Annotated in this window: 14 protein-coding genes; 6 read left to right on the forward strand and 8 right to left on the reverse strand. The window is 61.7% G+C overall.

Annotation, left to right across the window (positions count from 1 at the left end; all coding sequences use genetic code 11):
• Positions 1–43 precede the first annotated feature (43 nt).
• On the reverse strand, positions 44–1,045 hold the full coding sequence (locus tag KSW38_RS10330; protein WP_216924845.1) for a trypsin-like serine peptidase: 1,002 nt from the start codon (positions 1,043–1,045) through the stop codon (positions 44–46).
• 320 nt (positions 1,046–1,365) lie between these two features.
• Between KSW38_RS10330 and KSW38_RS10335 the strand changes: the two genes are divergently transcribed.
• Positions 1,366–3,585 (forward strand): NADP-dependent isocitrate dehydrogenase, encoded by a 2,220-nt coding sequence (locus tag KSW38_RS10335; RefSeq protein ID WP_216924846.1) that lies wholly within the window; start codon positions 1,366–1,368, stop codon positions 3,583–3,585.
• A gap of 69 nt (positions 3,586–3,654) precedes the next feature.
• On the opposite strand, the gene KSW38_RS10340 is transcribed toward KSW38_RS10335, so the two are convergent.
• Positions 3,655–4,758, reverse strand: a complete 1,104-nt coding sequence (locus tag KSW38_RS10340; RefSeq protein ID WP_216924847.1) for an FAD-dependent oxidoreductase — start codon at positions 4,756–4,758, stop codon at positions 3,655–3,657.
• 156 nt (positions 4,759–4,914) lie between these two features.
• Between KSW38_RS10340 and KSW38_RS10345 the strand changes: the two genes are divergently transcribed.
• A complete protein-coding gene (locus KSW38_RS10345; protein ID WP_216924848.1) occupies positions 4,915–5,355 on the forward strand; it encodes a DoxX family protein in 441 nt (146 codons plus the stop codon).
• Between the two features lie 64 nt (positions 5,356–5,419).
• Here the strand turns inward: KSW38_RS10345 and KSW38_RS10350 are convergent, their stop codons facing one another.
• Together KSW38_RS10350 and KSW38_RS10355 are read right to left on the reverse strand one after the other, a co-directional pair.
• Complete coding sequence (locus KSW38_RS10350) at positions 5,420–6,490, reverse strand: Gfo/Idh/MocA family protein (protein WP_216924849.1); 1,071 nt, start codon at positions 6,488–6,490, stop codon at positions 5,420–5,422.
• Between the two features lie 49 nt (positions 6,491–6,539).
• Positions 6,540–7,121, reverse strand: coding sequence for a hypothetical protein (locus KSW38_RS10355; RefSeq protein WP_216924850.1), 582 nt, complete (start codon positions 7,119–7,121; stop codon positions 6,540–6,542).
• A 289-nt stretch (positions 7,122–7,410) separates the two neighbouring features.
• Between KSW38_RS10355 and KSW38_RS10360 the strand changes: the two genes are divergently transcribed.
• From KSW38_RS10360 to KSW38_RS10370, 3 genes are read left to right on the forward strand one after another with little or no spacing between them, the layout of a single operon-like run.
• A complete protein-coding gene (locus tag KSW38_RS10360) occupies positions 7,411–8,511 on the forward strand; it encodes an efflux RND transporter periplasmic adaptor subunit (protein ID WP_216924851.1) in 1,101 nt (366 codons plus the stop codon).
• A gap of 32 nt (positions 8,512–8,543) precedes the next feature.
• On the forward strand, positions 8,544–9,245 hold the full coding sequence (locus KSW38_RS10365; RefSeq protein ID WP_308169334.1) for an ABC transporter ATP-binding protein: 702 nt from the start codon (positions 8,544–8,546) through the stop codon (positions 9,243–9,245).
• Positions 9,242–10,423 carry an ABC transporter permease gene (locus KSW38_RS10370; RefSeq protein WP_216924853.1) on the forward strand — a complete coding sequence of 394 codons (1,182 nt, stop codon included), beginning with the start codon at positions 9,242–9,244 and terminating at the stop codon, positions 10,421–10,423. The genes KSW38_RS10365 and KSW38_RS10370 overlap by 4 nt, the downstream gene beginning before the upstream one ends.
• On the opposite strand, the gene KSW38_RS10375 is transcribed toward KSW38_RS10370, so the two are convergent.
• Complete coding sequence (locus KSW38_RS10375) at positions 10,401–11,093, reverse strand: ABC transporter ATP-binding protein (RefSeq protein WP_216924854.1); 693 nt, start codon at positions 11,091–11,093, stop codon at positions 10,401–10,403. The two genes, KSW38_RS10370 and KSW38_RS10375, sit on opposite strands and share 23 nt — an antisense overlap.
• A gap of 2 nt (positions 11,094–11,095) precedes the next feature.
• On the reverse strand, positions 11,096–12,520 hold the full coding sequence (locus KSW38_RS10380; RefSeq protein WP_216924855.1) for an ABC transporter permease: 1,425 nt from the start codon (positions 12,518–12,520) through the stop codon (positions 11,096–11,098).
• A 378-nt stretch (positions 12,521–12,898) separates the two neighbouring features.
• On the opposite strand from KSW38_RS10380, the gene KSW38_RS10385 reads away from it, so the two are divergent.
• Positions 12,899–14,350, forward strand: coding sequence for a pectate lyase family protein (locus KSW38_RS10385; protein ID WP_308169335.1), 1,452 nt, complete (start codon positions 12,899–12,901; stop codon positions 14,348–14,350).
• Between the two features lie 96 nt (positions 14,351–14,446).
• On the opposite strand, the gene KSW38_RS10390 is transcribed toward KSW38_RS10385, so the two are convergent.
• Together KSW38_RS10390 and mmsB are read right to left on the reverse strand one after the other, a co-directional pair.
• Positions 14,447–15,544 carry a substrate-binding domain-containing protein gene (locus KSW38_RS10390; RefSeq protein ID WP_216924857.1) on the reverse strand — a complete coding sequence of 366 codons (1,098 nt, stop codon included), beginning with the start codon at positions 15,542–15,544 and terminating at the stop codon, positions 14,447–14,449.
• Between the two features lie 52 nt (positions 15,545–15,596).
• Entirely contained in the window at positions 15,597–16,865 is a 1,269-nt protein-coding gene (gene mmsB / locus KSW38_RS10395) for a multiple monosaccharide ABC transporter permease (protein ID WP_216924858.1), read from the reverse strand.
• Position 16,866 lies beyond the last annotated feature (1 nt).

Genomic DNA, 16,866 nt, shown 5'->3' on the forward strand with positions numbered 1-16,866 from the left:
CGGCCGCCGTCGTAGTTAACAGGGACCTGCTACAGGGAAACCGTTACGAAGCTGCCGCGGTGGTGTAGGTCGACTGAATGACGGAGCCCCAGTAAGGGCCGTACATGGTGTTGGAGTTGCTGCCGTAGCCGTAGCTGTTGATCGAGTTCTGGTACCCGCCGGAGCTGTTGCCGATAAACCACGGACCGCCCGAGGATCCACCGGTCATGTTGCACGGGATGCCCTGGGTGGCGAACTGCGGGTTATAGGGATCATTGGTGGCGGTGCCGGAGCAGCTCTTGAGTGATTCACCATTGAAGGGAGGAGCTGCCGGGTAGCCGAAGGACTTGTAGCTCAGGCCGCGGGCGGCGTTGAACTGGACACCCGAGGAGCCCACCACGTCCGCGAGCCGCTGGCCGTTGAGGGTGTTCATTACGGCGAAGGCGGTGTCGTACTGCATGTTGCCGTTGGATGCCCACTGGGTGGGGGAGTACAGCGCCCTTGCTGTCCACTTCCCATAGGGCGCGGAGCCATTGAGGTAGGCAGGTACGAAGACGAAGTTGGTGGCGTAGGCGCCCGGTCCCTCGTTGACGCAGTGGCCGGCGGTGGACACGGTGCTCTTGTTGGCCGCGGTCACGGAGTTGCCGGAGCAGACGTAGTTTGCTCCGCCCAAGGTGAAGAAGATCTTGCCGATGTGCTTGACGGGGGTTTCGCTCTGGTTCGTCTTGAGGTTGATGGCCTTGGAGTCGGTGGACGCCTGCTGGCCTTCGACGCTGCTCAGAGCGCCCGGGGCTTCGGTCACGGGGGCTTTTCCGAGGTTGAGGAGCCGGCTGCGGTCCAGTGCTTTGCTGGCGAGGATGTCGCCGGACTTGGCGTTCTTCATGCGTTCCGGGGTCCAGTAGTCTGCGGCGCCGTTGTCCGACGCCACATGGCTGCTGACCGCAACGCCGCTGGAGTCGGTGTCCTTGGCGGGGGCCGCGTTTGCGCTGGTGGTTCCGACCAGGGCAAGGATTGCGGCAGCGGACAGACTCAGCAGGCTTGTGGCCAGGGTCTTGGTTTTTGTCACGTTGTTCCAACCTATCGAGGGAGTGGGGCGGCCAGTGATGGCGACCGCCGACTGACGGAATCGAAGCTACCCAACGTGTGACAACTTTGTAAAGAGTTGTTTCATAGTTTGTGATATTTTACTTTCACTTCTTGTCACACGCCGAGGAGCAATGCACGACGCCGGTCGGCAGCTTCGGCGGCAAGGTCGCCGTCGGGCGTTCAACACCGCTGCGAGCGGTAACGAAGGAGTGATCCCGGACACGAAGGGCCGCCAATCCGGCCTACTCGGGTAAGTTTAGAGATGTTGAAATCTGCAGACTTTCAGGGAGAACCCCGCCAATGGCCAAGATTATCTATACCCACACAGACGAAGCGCCGATGCTGGCTACCTACTCATTCCTGCCGATTGTGGAAGCGTATGCCTCGACCGCAGGTGTGGAGGTCGAGACCCGCGATATTTCGCTGGCAGGCCGCATCATCGCCGTTTTCGGCGATTTCCTGACTGAAGAGCAGCGCACGGGCAACGCCTTGGCTGAACTTGGCGAGCTGGCAAAGCGGCCGGAAGCCAACATCATCAAGCTGCCCAACATCAGCGCCTCCGTGCCGCAGCTCAAGGCTGCCATCGCCGAACTCCAGTCCCAGGGCTTCGCCCTCCCGGACTACCCGGACAACCCTTCCTCGGACACCGAGACGGACATCCGCTCGCGCTACGACAAAATCAAGGGCTCCGCCGTGAACCCGGTGCTGCGTGAAGGCAACTCGGACCGCCGCGCACCGCTGTCAGTCAAGAACTACGCCCGTCAGAACCCGCACTCCATGGGCGCCTGGTCTGCTGATTCCAAGACCAACGTTGCCACGATGGGCCAGAACGATTTCCGCTCCAACGAGAAATCCGTTGTGCTCAAGGCCGACGATTCCCTCAGCATCCAGCTGGTCCGTGAAGACGGCACCACCAAGGTCCTCAAGAAGGACTTCCCCGTGCTGGCCGGCGAAGTTGTGGACGCTACCGTCCTGCGCGCAGACGCCCTGGACGAGTTCCTCAAGGCCCAGGTTGCCCGTGCCAAGGAAGAAGGCATCCTCTTCTCCGCACACCTGAAGGCCACCATGATGAAGGTCTCGGACCCCATCATCTTCGGCCACGTGGTCAAGGCTTACTTCTCCGAGCTGTTCGACACCTACGGTAAGCAGCTCGCAGCCGCAGGCATCAGCCCCAACAATGGCCTCGCAGCCATCCTCAGCGGACTGGAAGACCTTCCGGAGGACGTCCGTGAAGGCGTCAAGGCAGCCATCACCAAGGGCCTGGAAGACGGTCCCGCACTGGCTATGGTGGACTCGGACAAGGGGATCACCAGCCTTCACGTTCCCTCGGACATCATCGTCGACGCCTCCATGCCGGCCATGATCCGTTCCTCCGGCCACATGTGGGGCCCGGACGGCAAGGAAGCGGACACCCTCGCCGTCATCCCGGACAGCTCCTACGCCGGCGTCTACCAGGTTGTCCTGGACGACTGCCGTGCCAACGGCGCGTTCGATCCCACCACCATGGGCACCGTTCCCAACGTTGGCCTCATGGCACAGGCAGCCGAAGAATACGGAAGCCACGACAAAACCTTCGAAGTCCCGGCAGCCGGCACCATGCAGCTGGTGGACAGCCAGGGCAACGTCCTCGTCGAGCACCAGGTATCCCCGGGTGACATCTGGCGCGCATGCCAGACCAAGGATGTCCCGATCCGCGACTGGGTCAAGCTTGCCGTTACCCGCGCCCGCGCTTCCCAGACCCCGGCCGTTTTCTGGCTGGACAAGGGCCGTGCGCACGACGCCAACCTCATCGCCAAGGTCAACGAGTACCTTAAGGACCACGACACCGAGGGCCTTCAGATCGAGATCATGTCCCCGGAGGAGGCAACGGCCTTCACCCTGGAACGCATCCGTAAGGGCGAGGACACCATCTCCGTCACCGGTAACGTCCTCCGCGATTACCTCACGGACCTGTTCCCGATCCTTGAGCTCGGCACCAGCGCCAAGATGCTTTCCGTCGTTCCGTTGATCAACGGTGGTGGCCTCTTCGAGACCGGCGCCGGCGGATCTGCCCCCAAGCACGTGCAGCAGCTGGTCAAGGAAAACCACCTTCGCTGGGACAGCTTGGGTGAATTCCTCGCTTTGGCTGTCAGCTTCGAGCACCTCGCCACCACCACGGGCAACGCCCGCGCGCAGGTCCTGGCCGACACTCTGGACCGCGCCACGGGTACGTTCCTGCTGGAAAACAAGTCCCCGCGCCGCAGCGTTGGCGAGCTGGACAACCGCGGAAGCCACTTCTACTTGTCCATGTACTGGGCACAGGAACTGGCCAAGCAGACTGAGGATGCAGAGCTGGCGAAGGACTTCGCTGCCATCGCCGAGGCCCTGACCTCCAACGAGGAAGTCATCGTTGGCGAGCTGAACGCAGTCCAGGGTCCCGGCGTCGATCTGGGCGGCTACTACCGTCCGGACGCTGCCAAGGCTGCTGAGATCATGCGTCCGTCGGCTACCTTCAACAAGGTCCTCGCGACGCTTCGTTAATTCCCAACTGACTCGCAGTTGTGGTTGCTTAGAGAGCTCATGGCAACCACAACTGCGAGTCAGTTGCCGTTAACGGTCGGCCAGGAAGCGTTGAGGTGCCACACCGCCGTCGACGATGTCCTTCAACACCCGGCCAATGGCTGGCGTGAACTTGAAACCGTGCCCTGAGAACCCGGCGCCCACCACCAACGGTCCAAAGCGGTCCAGCACAAAGTCCTCAGTGGGCGTGGTGGTGTAGGTGCAGCTGATGGGAACCGCTGTGGAAGGGTCGACGCCGGGAAGCCACTCCTGCGCGTAACGCACCAAGGCGTCGAGCTGCTCGGGGATCGGCTGGAACGTGCGCTCGTCGGGGTCCATGACGGGGCCCACGCCGTGCCAACCGGCTTTGACGCCTTCACCGGGTGTGAGCATCCCGTAGACAGGGCTGTACCAGTACTCGTACGCAGGATCGTCCATATCTGGGGTGTGGTTGAAGCTCGGCCATACCAGCGTGTTGTCCACCGGCGTGAAGTGGGCGGGCTGCTCCTGGGTAACGACCAGCGGCGGCAGCTTGGCGTGCTCGCCGAGGACCTTGTTCGTCCAAGCGCCGGCGGTGACTACCACGCGACTGGCAGTGTATTCGGTCTCGTCTGTCACCACCACCACGGTTTCGGCACCGTCTACACGGATGCCGCGGACCGGCGTCGAGAATTTGAAGATCGCTCCACGGGACTCAGCTACCTTCCGAAGCGCCTCGAGTGCGTTGGCCGAACGGATCCTTCCGGACCCCGGTACGAAGAGTACGTCGGTGACAAAGTTCATTCCTTGCCACCGGTCCATGGCCTCGTCTGCGGAGATGAAGTAGCTTTCGATGCCACGTTCCTGATGGGCCTCCTGGATGGTCCGGAGACGCTCCACGTTGCCGTGGTTCGCAAGACCCACCAGGTCCAGTAGCGGCGCCCCGGTTTCTGCAGCGAGTTCGTCCCACAGGGTCTTGGCCTCGGCGAGGAGGTCCAGGTAGTCGGCTTCGGCGTAGGCGGTGTTGAAGTTGCGGGTGGCGCCGTGCGAGGCGCCGATGTGGTGACCGGCCTCGAATTGCTCAAGGAGAATCACGGACTTCCCGCTGCGGGAAAGCTGCCAGGCGGCCGCCGATCCCATTGCTCCTCCGCCAACAACTACGACGTCAACCTGCATGCCAGCTCCATCCACCCTTGACCCACTATCAGGTTCCATTCTGCCCCCACCCGCCCAACTAGGTCGCAGCTGATGCCCTTTTGAGCGCTCAAAAGGGCATCTGCTGCTACTTACTTGGGTTGGCGCTCGTCCCAAAGGCATGGAAGATTGGAACCCGTGAAATTCCTTCACCCCTCTCCCAAGTCCTCTGCCCGCGGCGTCACTGTCCTGCGTGTGGTGTTCGGCGCACTGGTCATGGTGCACGGCATCCAGAAGCTCATGGCCGGGCACGCCGCCTTCGCCGCGTCGGTTGCTGCCATGGGGGTGCAGAAGCCCGAGATAGTAGCCTGGCTGGTCATTGCCGGTGAGCTTGGTTTGGGCTTGCTCCTGGTACTCGGAGCGCTAACCAGGGTGGCTGGCTTCCTCGCAGCGATTCTGTTCGCCGGTATCTGGTTCGTGACGGAAGCGGGCAAGCCCCTGCTCACGGACAAGGCGGGCGTAACTGCCGAGCTCCTGATCATCTATTTCGCCATTTCGGTAGCCTTTGTGTTCCTCGGTCCTGGTGCATTCTCGCTGGACCGGAAACTGGCAAGGCAGCCAGCACGCCAAGGGCGTTAATACAGCTGGGTTAACTCCCGACGCCGGCACCCACCACGCGCGGTCGGCTCACCAAAAACGGCAGTCACCGAGCGTCGTTCGGGTACCTGATCCCCAACTGGGACCGGACGCCATCGAACAAGCGCATGACGTTGATGGAGTCTTCCAGCGGCATCACCGGGCTCTCCAGCAGTCCCTGTTGAATGCACCGTGTCACTTCACGGAGTTCGTAGGTGTACCCGACGCCCACCACGTCGAAGCGTTCGTGCCGTGGCTCGTCCCAGCCAACCCGGATCAGAATCTCGCGCGGATTGTTGACCGAGCCCACCGTCTGCAGGTACCCAAGTCCGCCAGCCACGGTGGCCGTTCGCGGTCCGTGGGCCGTCAGGGACGACGTCAATTGTGCCTGGGCCCCGCTGGCATAACCGAGCGTCAGCGCATTCTGGGTGTCCACGCCGTCGTCGTTTAGGGTGCCGATCGCGGTAACGGACTGTGGGAAGCCCAATGTTCCCAGGGCCCAGAGCAACGGGTAGACGGTAATGTCCAGCAGTGCACCGCCACCGTCATTGAGTGCCCAGATGCGGGCGGAGGGATCGTACGGTGCAGGGAAGCCGAGGTCTGCGCTGACCCACTGGGTGTGCCCGATTTCCCCCGATGCGGCAATGGAAAAGGCACGCTGCATGCTCGGTAGGAACCGGCTCCACACGGCCTCCATGAAGAACACGTTGTTCTCCCGGGCCAGCTTCACCAGCTCGGTGGCCTCACGGGCGTTGATGGTGAGGGCCTTCTCGCACAGGACATGCTTGCCGGCGCGCAGGGCGGCGGCGGCGATCTGGAAATGCTGTGCGTGGGGTGTGGCCACATACACCACATCGACGGCGGGATCCTCGAACAGCCGCTGGTAGCCGGGGACACCGCCGTCGTTCCCGTAGGCCTTGGCGAAACCGAGCGTGTGCGCAAACGCGTCCGCGGCTGCCTGGGTCCTGGAGCTCACGGCGTAGAGTTCTGCATCCTCCAGGAGGGAAAGGTCCTGGGAAACACTATTGGCGATGTTGCCCGTGGATACGACTCCCCAGCGCAAGCGGCGGCCGGTGGCAGCCCGGGGATCCTGATTGGTCTGGCTAGAAAGCCACGGTCTGGCGATAGGGAGCGTCATGCCTGCCATCCTCTCATTCCGGCAACAGCTCCCGGGGAACGTCTGGCCACTAGGACCAAAAAGAGTCCCCAAACAGCCGTATCCCGTATACAACAGCGCCGACTGAAAGGACGAGGACCCCTGTCCACCATAAATAGGGAGTTTTTTCGATCCGACGAGGAACGACAGTAACTAGTACCCAAGCTAAGGATGCGCTCCAGATACCGGCAAAAAGGGTATAGACAGCCCATATGCCTGTAAAACCCGGATTCAAATTGAATGCAATGTCGGCAATCGCGACAGGAATGGCAGTAGCCGCGCCGCAAACCATCATTACCGGAAATTGCAGCGCCAATCGCATCTTCTTTGAAATGTGTCTATAGGTCGGAAACCACATTAGGACTGCCGCCACGGTGGCAATCATCGACCCTTGGAATCCCGCAACGGCCACTGCCGTTAGGATCTCGTTCCCAGTTGTAGACATCGCCCTCGAATTGGAAGAGCCGGTGACGACGACCACGGCACCGAGGAAGGTCGCAAGAATTACCGCGCCCAAGAATGACAGCCTGCTCGCAGGATCTCTGCGGGTTTTCACCTGCTTTGTGGTCGTCACCAAGATTTTCCCCCAAATGTGGTGAATCACGATGCTCATGGCACGCAGCCATCTGGGGAATATACCACCAATTTTGGTTACGACGTTTGTCGCGTCGCGATCACCCCTTCCGGACGCCGGGAGACTGACCATCAGCGCGGATGCCGCCCTTGTTCACGATTTTTTTCGTTGTCCGTGAGGTTGACGGAACAAGCACATGTTCGTCCGGGAACGTCGGGAACCGAGTTCCCGAGTCACGCGAATGTCCATCGTAATGAGAAACCTCGCCTAGGCTGAGGTAGTCATCCCTCGCAGAGGTTCTGTGGGGAGTTACCGAAATGGAGCAGGGATGGGTATTTTTCGGCGTGTCATTTTGCCGGTTGCCTGGCTAGTGGTTTTCGCAGTGATTGCTGTGGCTTTGGTCAAGATCGCTTTCATAGATGGCCTCAAGCCTTCGGATTCCGGGCCAGCACCGTTGGCGCAGGTGGACATCCCGGTGGTCCCGGCAACGCGCGCAACAGTCACCAATACCGTTGAAATCAAGGGCACCGTTCAGAGCGACGCCGCTGAAGCCATACGGAGCACATCGGCTGGCAAGGTCATCAAGGTCTTCGTGGAGCAAGGCGCCACTGTGGCCAGGGGCGACGCCCTGTTCCAAGTCAAAGCAGAACGCGCTGTGACATCCGCGCAGCCATCGAAGGACGGAATGTCCTCGGCGCCGAAGCCCGTGTATGACTACTTCGATATCCTCGCCCCTACCGGCGGTACCCTGCAGTCTCTGACCACGCTGATCGACCAACAAGTCAGCGTCGGGGAAAGCGTCGGCAAGATCGATCCCGGAACGTACACCGTCGCCGGCTCGGTCACGGCTGCCCAGCAGTACCGCCTGCTCGGCAAGCCCGGCCCGGCCGAGATCGCTTTGGTTGGCGGGCCGGCGCCGTTCCAGTGCACCGAGGTGACGCTCAAGAACAACGCGTCCGACGACGGCGGCAGCACCTCGGGCGGTTTGTCGTCCACTGGCGGAGGTGCTGGCATGGGTGTCGGCGGGGCCGTCGCGATCCCGGGTGGCGGGGGAGGCCAGTCGCAGGATGGTGGCAGCACGCCAACAGGAACGCTCAGCTGCGCAATCCCGGCCGGGCACGAGGTCTTTGCCGGACTTGGCGCGACCATGACGGTAAGCGCCGGGGTGGCCTCTGATGTGGTGACAGTTCCGCTGACCTCGGTGAAAGGCAGCGTGAAGGACGGCATCGTCTGGATTGCGGGCGCAGGAGGGAGCGGGGCTGCTCCGGAGGAGCGCACCGTACAGCTTGGTTTGAATGATGGCAACGTAGTTGAAGTGACGTCCGGCTTGACCGAGGGCGAGCAGGTCCTAGAGTTCGTGCCCGGCGCCCCGGCTGCCCCGAACCCCATGATGGGCCCTGGCCAGGGCACCTACATTCCGGCGGGTTAAGCGTGGAGGCGACAAGCACCAACGAAACTCTTGTGAGCCTCCGGTCGGTCACGCGTTCAGTGATCTTGCCGGACCAGCAGCAGCTCCACATCCTCCGAGGCATCGACCTCGAGGTTCAGAGCGGCGACCACACAGCCATTGTCGGCCGTTCAGGGTGCGGAAAATCGACACTGCTCAACCTCCTGGGGCTCCTCGATGTCCCCACCTCCGGTGACCTGGAATTCCTTGGCCAACCGGCGGACCGGTTGAGCAGCAACGCCCGCGCCCGCTTGCGCGGTTCCACAGTGGGCTTCGTGTTCCAGCAATTCAACCTGCTCCCAGGCCGCAGCGCCCTGGACAACGTCATCACGCCCCTGTTTTACGCCCACGGCAGGGAGTTTTGGCGCCGCCGGGAACTTGCCATGGACATGCTGGACCGCGTCGGGCTGGCCGAGCGCGCCCACACCATGCCGAATATGCTCTCCGGTGGTGAGCAGCAGCGTGTGGCGATCGCCCGGGCGCTGGTCCGCAGGCCGAGGCTCATCCTTGCCGATGAACCGACGGGTGCCCTGGACGTGGAAACCGGGCAGGCTGTCATGGCCTTGCTGGACACCGTGGCCACGGAAACTGCAGCCGCACTTGTCACGATCACGCACGATACCAATGTGGCAGCGCTGGCACGAGCCTGCTACCGCCTCGACTCCGGTGTGCTCAGCCCGCTGGCAGTTGCCGAAACAGCAGGAGTCAGCGCATGACCGGCTTCATTTCCACGCTCGTGGAAGCGTGGCAGGAACTCAGGATTAACAAGGTCCGAATCCTCCTGGCCCTCCTTGGCGTCGCCCTGTCTGTGGCTGCGCTGACATCGGTGGTAGGAATCGGCGGTCTGGTCCGTGAAGGGATCAAGGTGCAGTCCGAGCGCAACGGCGGCCGGGTTGCCACCTTGTCACTGAGCGTCAACGGCCCTTCCACGCCTGATCCTGCGAAACTGGAGAAGGTCTACGAAGGCATCCAACAGCGCTTCGGCATCACCACGTCCACCCACGTTGGCAGGACCCAGGCTGGCTTCCAGTTTCCGCGTGGCGTGACCAATGTGGACGTGACGATCGTGGACATCGGGTACGGCATCATCCACCGCGTACCGCTCACCCAAGGAACCTGGTTCGCTGCCGACGACGAGCAAAGGCTCGCACCCGCCGTCGTGGTCTCCGAAGCGTTCTACAACCAAGCAGGCATGCCCAACCTGACCACCAGTCCGACTGTGACCATCCCGGGTGAGCACCCCGCCACGGCGGTGATTATCGGCGTCGTACCTGATGCCTATCCGCAGCAACCTCCGGCCGCTTTCATCCTCACCGGCGGAGCCGCGATGACGGGAATGCAATCCCAGATGTCCGAGTTCAAAGTGTGGGTGGGGGAGGAACAGGCCGATTCCCTGGCCGCAGCCATTTCCACGGACCTCCAGGGGCAATTTCCCGGGTACTACGCGCAGGCAAGCCGGATGGACTTCGCCGCGTATGGGGATCCGCTGGGGCCCGCGCAATGGATCGTGGGCGGGGTAGCCGGACTGGTTCTCCTGCTCGGCGCCGTGGGAATGCTCAACATCTCCATGGTCACCGTGCGGTACCGGGTCCGGGAAATCGGCATCCGCCGCAGCTTCGGCGCGACGTCCGGCCGGATCTTCTTCGGAGTCATGATGGAATCCGTGGTTGCCACCGCAGTCGCCGGCCTGGCAGGAGTCATGCTGGCCGTCGCGGTGGTGAAAAACCCCTGGATCGAGTCAAAGGTGGCGCCGGGATTGACTGAATATCCGTCCTTCCCCATTGACGCTGCCCTCCTGGGCTTCGGGGCAGCTGTCCTTGTGGGCGCACTCGCCGGAGCCGTTCCGGCGCTCGTGGCGGTGCGCGTCAAGGTCATCGATGCAATCCGGTTTTGATCTCCTCCGTAAGCCGGCCCTGCTGAAGGCGGAAGCAGCGTTCCGTTTTTTGCGCCAGGCTGCGGTCGTGGGTGACAACCAGGATGGTGGTGTTGTGGTCGCGGCTCAGTGAGCTCAACAGTTCGATGATATGCTCACCGGTTTGCTCGTCCAGGTTTCCCGTGGGCTCGTCGGCAAGGATGAGCTTGGGTTCGTTGGCGAGTGCCCGTGCGATCGCGACGCGCTGCTGCTCGCCACCGGACAATCGATTGATCCGGCGGGACTGCTTCTCCGGATCCAGCTGCACCTGTTCCAGCAGTTCTTTGGCGCGCTTCAGCCGCGCAGCCTTCCGGACCCCGGCGAACTCCATCGGCAGCATGACGTTGTCCACGGCGCTAAGGTTCGGGATCAGGTTGAACTGTTGGAACACGAAACCGATGTCCCGCCGGCGGTACTCGGTCAGTTTGCTGTCCGGAAGCCCCGCCAAACTGACGCCATCCACGACGACGTCTCCACTGGTTGGCTTATCAAGCGCACCCAGCAGGGACAACAGCGTGCTCTTGCCACTGCCGCTCTTACCGACGATGGAAGCCAGCGAACCCTTGTCGAGTTCGAAACTGACGCCGTTGACCGGCTTGATGGTTCGGTCCCCGGACTTGAACTGTCGGACCAGATCTTTGACAACAATCACGGCTATTCTCCTCGGAGTACTTCGATGGGACGGATGCGCGCGGTCAGCAAGGCCGGGACCAATGCGCCGATGATGGCGACCGCGAAGACCGCGGCGATGCCTGCAGCAATGACACCGGGGGAGGCGCTCGCCGAGACAGACGTGAGCAGTTGAGAGGCCCCACCGAAGGGACCGCCCTGGCCTCCACCGGCAAAACCGCCACCGGCAAAACCGCCCCCGCCAAAGCCGCCGCCGCGCTGGGTGCTGCCTGCCGCCGTCGTGCTGGTGTTTGAACTGATGAGGGCTGATGCGATACCGCCGCTGGCGAGCGATGCAATGGCGGCGCCCACCACGCTGCCCAAAGCCACGAGTACCAGCGATTCAAGGACGAATTGCAGGCCGATGGTGCGATTCCTGGCACCGATGGCCTTCAACACACCAATTTCGCGGCGGCGTTCACGGACCAACATGACCATGATCAGCAGGATGATGAGCCCGGCTGTAGCGAGTGCGGCAATGAACGCGACCAGGGAGATGTTCTTGACGCTATCCAGCGAGCTGACGGCAGTTTCGAGGTTGCGTTGGCCCTGGGTGACGTCGGCTTTGCTGGTTCCCAACGCGGACTGGACGGCCGTTTTGGTGCTGTCGACGTTTTCCATACTGTTGACCGTGACGATCATCGTGGAGAGTTCGTCAGGAGTCGCTGCCAGCGTTTGGGCTTCTGGAAGGGTGACGTAGACGGCGTTGTTTCCGAAGGCGGTTCCGGCGTCGAAGATGCCTGCGACCGTGAACGTCTTGTCCTGGATGGTGAAAGTGGAACCCGCTGTGAGGTTATTCTTTTGCGCCAGCGTCGTCCCCACCAGCGCCTTTGCCTGAGCCGTAGTGTAGTCGCCCAGTCCGGTGCCACTCGTGATGTCCAAGGCCTTGCCGGCGCTGTCAACTTCGGCGCCGATGCCTGTGGCCGCAATGGGAAGGGTGCGTACTCGTTGGGTAGTGCCTGTACCTCCGGTGTTGCTGGTGGAGCCGTTCCGGTTGCCGAGGGTGCCGGCATCGATGGCTGCCGTGAGGTTGGTAGTGACGCTGGCCTGCTGCCCGCCGGGACCGAAACCGCCACCTTGCTGTGTGGTGCTTGTTTCTGCCGTCGCCGTCTGGAGGCGCAGCGCCTTGGTACCCACCACGGAGGTCACGTTGGTGACCGAGGCTACAGTCTGCGCTTGAGCAGCCGTGAGCGGTTCGCCGCCACCTTCGAAGCCCTGCCCACCAGCCGGATTCACCGTCAGGGTGGTGCCCACGGAAGCATTGAGCTCCTGGACCTTGGCACCCACGGCCTGGTTGGCCACAAGCATGGCCAACGCCAGGCCGATCGCTACGGCCAGCACAGCGACTACCGCGGCCGTTCTGATTTTGTTGCGGAAGGCATTGCCTACGCTTCGGGCAAGGACGCTCACGTTTCTCCTTTGGACCTGCTGAGTTCCGCAGACCGCTGGCTCGCGGGCTGCAGGTCCAACAATGCTGAGCGCTGCTGTGCAGGAAGCCTGTCGAAGCTATGCGTGCGCTGTGAAAATCCGGGACGTCAGGCAGGTCCGGATTCCGAACGACCTCTTGACAGCGTGGCGAGCTGCACAGGCATAATAGGACAGCCCCGCGAGAAAGCGCTTTCTCGCAGTGAGGGCAAGGAAAAGCAGTTAGTCGAATCGCCCATTCCCGCTATCAGGCATGTGCTCTTTGGCATGCCGGAAAACAGGCCAATGACGTCCACAACATCCCCGAACAATCGCATTCACTCCCGATTCCTGAAACGCACTTCACGGCGACGCCCAGCCACGGTGGCAGCCGTAGCAAGCATCGCGCTGGCGGCTACGCTGGCAAGCGCGCCGGCCAGCAGCGCCGATCCGGTTGATCTGCACGGTTCGCCCACAGTCTCAATACACGATTCAGCTCCCACGGGTTGGGCATCCGTTGGAAGCACCCCGGCCGGCCCGGGGACCAACGGTGGTTCCGACGCCCCACCGGCGAACGTTCACGTGGTCAGCACCTTGGCAGAACTCAAGACGGCCACGCTGAATAACGGCGACCCCAAGGCACCCAAAATCATCTACATCCGGGGGACCATTAACGGCAACGAAGCCCCTGACGGAAAGATCCTTGGCGAGCAGGACTACGCTCCTGGCTACGACATCCAGAAGTACATGAGCTGCTTCCTGGACAACGGAAAGACCTGGAGCGACCAAGCGTTCCCGTACTGCAAGCAAATGAGGCAACTGCGCCAACAGGGCAGCAATGCCATGAAGCGTCAGATTGAGGTGAATCTTCCGAGCAACACCACGCTCCTGGGACTGGATGATGACTCCGGGCTGGTGGGAGCCAACATCATCATGAACGTGGCCAGCAACGTGGTTATCCGGAACTTGAGCATCGAATCACCCGTGGACTGGTTCACCACGTGGTCTCCCGATGACGGCGACGGCGCATGGAACGCCCGCTTCGACTGCGTGTCCGCCGTAACCTCGGACCACATCTGGATTGACCATGTCCTGGTGACAGACGGCCGCTATCCTGACAGCAAGGCGCCCAAGGATTTCAAGAACGAGCCCGTCATCCGCCACGACGGCCTTCTGGATTTGAAGGACGGAACAGACTTCGTCACCATCTCCAACAGCCAACTCAAGGACCATGACAAGACGAGCCTTCTGGGATCCGGCGACGAGCATGTAGATAAAGACGGCGGAAAGCTGCGCGTCAGCTTCATCTCGAACCTCTTCGAAAACACCCAACAGCGTGGTCCCCGGGTCCGCTTCGGCCAAGTGCACGTCCTGAACAACTACTTCGTCGGCAGTAGCGAGGACCCTGACTATCCCATGATTAGTGAGGCGCAGGGCGGCACCAGCTACTTCATTGGTGCGGGCTACGATTCCCGGATCTTCTCCGAGTACAACGCCTTTGACTACTCCGGGCCGAACGCCGATGAATCCATTACAGTCACCAGTTACAACGGCAATATGTTCAGCGATACCGGTTCCTGGTTCAACGGTGAACCCGTCAATCTGGAAGCCGTTGCCCAAGGCTCCTTTGAGGAACGCAAGGCGGAGGCGGTAGCCGCTGCGGCTGAGTCAGGCACCGAGGTTCCTGAATGGGCGCAGCGTGACTTTACGTCCGACGTCGGCTGGTCACCTTCGGATAACTACGGGTACCGGACCCTGAAATCGCCAGACGCAGTCCGCAATGCGGTGCTGCACTTTTCGGGACCCGGCGTGATCAAGGTCCAAGAGGGGAAGTAGCGCCTACAGTTGTGGGGAATAGCGAAAGCCCCGGCCCGCAAATTTTGCGGACCGGGGCAGTGCTTGTTAATTAGTGCTCAGCTAATACGTGCTCGACTACTTGGTGATCGGGCCGAGTACCGGATCGTCCACGTAAGCCGTCTTGACGTTGGCTGCCGTCACGATCTGCGGCGGGAGCAGGTAAGCCGGAACAGTCTTGACACCGTTCTTGTAGGAATCCTTGTCATTGATTTCCAGCTGCTTGCCGGCCTGCAGGTCCTTCACCATGGTGATGGCATGCTCAACCAGCTTGCGGGTGTCCTTGTTGATGGTGGAGTACTGCTCGCCAGCCATGATCGACTTGACGGACTCAACCTCGGAGTCCTGGCCGGTGATGACCGGCGTCGGCTTTCCGGCGGCCTTGACCGAGTTCAGGATGTAGCGTGCCAAAAGGTCGTTCGGGGAAAGTACGCCGTCCAGCGGGGCCGAGGTGTAGCTGCCTGCCAAGAGGGTGTCCGCACGCTTCTGCGCGTTTTCGCCCTTCCAACCCTGGGTAACAGCCTGCTCGAAAGTGGTCTGGCCGGAGAGTACCTTCAGGGTTCCGTCGTCGATCTTCGGCTTCAGGACGCTCATGGCTCCGTCGAAGAAGACCTTGGCGTTTGCATCATCCGGGGAACCGGCGAAGAGCTCGATGTTGTACGGGCCGGAAGGCTTCTTGGCCTTCAATCCGTCCAACAAGGCCTGGCCCTGGAGCACACCGACCTTGAAGTTGTCGTACGCCACGTAGTAGTCCACGTTCTCCGTGTTCAGGAGCAAACGGTCATAAGCAATGACCGTGGCGCCGGAGTCCTTGGCCTGCTTGAGCTGCGTGCCCAGCTGGGCGCCGTCGATTGCGCCAACGATGATGACCTTTGCACCCTTGGTGACCATGGCGCTGATCTGGTTCTGCTGCTCGGACACGCCGCCGTTGGCGAACTGGACGTCGGGCTTGAACCCGGCGCTGCTGAGGCCGTCGTTGAACAGCTTCTCCGCGAGGACCCAGTTTTCACTGGTCTTCTGCGGAAGGGCGACGCCGATCATCGAGTCCTTGGGGAACGCTTCCCCGCCAGCAGTGCTGCTGCTTGAGCCGCTGTCAGAGCGGCCGCAGGCTGTCAGCGCCAGTGCCGCGATGGCAGCGACTGCTGCTGCCTTTCCTGCTTTACCAAACATTCGCATATCTTGGTTCACTTTCTGTGTGGGTGGGGTGGAGCGAGTCGATGGAAACCGGTCAGGCTTCCTTGGAGATGACCTCTTTGGTGGACGTGGTCTCGTCCGGCTTGATGTCGTTGTTGCGCTGGAAGTTCTTCATCAACAGGCCGGTGATGGACCGCTTGCCTTGGATCTTGTTGTAGACGTCGAAGGCTACGGCGGCCAGGAGCACCAGGCCCTTGATGATCTGGGTGAGGTCGGCGCCTACGCCCAGAAGCTGGAGGCCGTTGTTCAGCACGGCCATCACCAAGCCACCGACGATCGAGCCGATCACGGTGCCAACGCCACCTGTAACGGCGGCGCCACCGATGAACACGGCTGCGATTGCGTCCAGTTCCCAACCGACGCCGTCAAAGGGGCCGGATGCGGTGGATCGGCCAACGAAGATCATGCCGGCGAGGCCTGCAAGGACGGACATGTTGAGCATGACCATGAAGTTGACCTTCTTGGACTGCACACCGGACAGTTCTGCTGCGTGCCGGTTACCACCCACGGCGTAGACGTGGCGGCCCAGCACGGTCTTGTCAGCGATGAAACCGTAGATCAGGACCAACACGGCCAGGATCAAACCGGGGATAGGGAAGGAGGTTCCGGGGCGGCCGGTGGCGAACAGGTACGTGGCGTAGAGGATGGCACCGCAGATCAGGACCAGCTTAGTGACCTCGACCCAAAGCTCGGGAACGTCGGCGCCAAGTGCCTTGTTTGTAGCCCGGGCCCGCAGGGACATGATGACAACGAACGCGGCGGCCAGGATACCCAACAGCAACGTGAGGTTGTTGAAGCCCGTGTTGGGGCCAATTTCAGGCAGGTAGCCGGAGCCCAGGTACTGGAAGTCGCTGGGGACGGGGATGGTGTTGGATTTGCCCACGAACTGGTTGAAACCGCGGAACAGGAGCATGCCTGCCAGCGTCACGATGAAGGCGGGGATGCCCACATACGCTGTCCAGAATCCTTGCCAGGCCCCGATCACGGCACCGAGCACCAGCCCGAAGAGCACACCCATGTACCAGGGGATACCCCAGTCCCGGATGGCGAGAGCCACGGAAACACCCACAAATGCGGCCACCGAGCCCACAGAGAGGTCGATGTGGCCGGCAATAATGACCAGGACCATACCGATGGCCAGGATCAGGATGTAGGAGTTGCCGTTGAACAGGTTGATCACGTTGCCCGGCGTCAGTGTCCGGCCCTCGGTGAAGATCTGGAAGAAGACGATAAGTGCCACCAGGGCGAAGATCATGCCGAACTGGCGGGTATTGCCACCAAATAGCTTCTTGAGCGCGTTCATT

The organism is Paenarthrobacter aromaticivorans (assembly GCF_019038615.1).
Taxonomy (GTDB): domain Bacteria; phylum Actinomycetota; class Actinomycetes; order Actinomycetales; family Micrococcaceae; genus Arthrobacter; species Arthrobacter aromaticivorans.

Coding starts and splice junctions, on each gene's coding strand:
- KSW38_RS10335 (WP_216924846.1), top strand. CDS start 1,366: ATGGCCAAGATTATCTATACCCACACAGACGAAGCGCCGATGCTGGCT.
- KSW38_RS10340 (WP_216924847.1), bottom strand. CDS start 4,758: ATGCAGGTTGACGTCGTAGTTGTTGGCGGAGGAGCAATGGGATCGGCG.
- KSW38_RS10350 (WP_216924849.1), bottom strand. CDS start 6,490: ATGACGCTCCCTATCGCCAGACCGTGGCTTTCTAGCCAGACCAATCAG.
- KSW38_RS10355 (WP_216924850.1), bottom strand. CDS start 7,121: ATGAGCATCGTGATTCACCACATTTGGGGGAAAATCTTGGTGACGACC.
- KSW38_RS10360 (WP_216924851.1), top strand. CDS start 7,411: ATGGGTATTTTTCGGCGTGTCATTTTGCCGGTTGCCTGGCTAGTGGTT.
- KSW38_RS10370 (WP_216924853.1), top strand. CDS start 9,242: ATGACCGGCTTCATTTCCACGCTCGTGGAAGCGTGGCAGGAACTCAGG.
- KSW38_RS10390 (WP_216924857.1), bottom strand. CDS start 15,544: ATGCGAATGTTTGGTAAAGCAGGAAAGGCAGCAGCAGTCGCTGCCATC.
- mmsB (WP_216924858.1), bottom strand. CDS start 16,865: ATGAACGCGCTCAAGAAGCTATTTGGTGGCAATACCCGCCAGTTCGGC.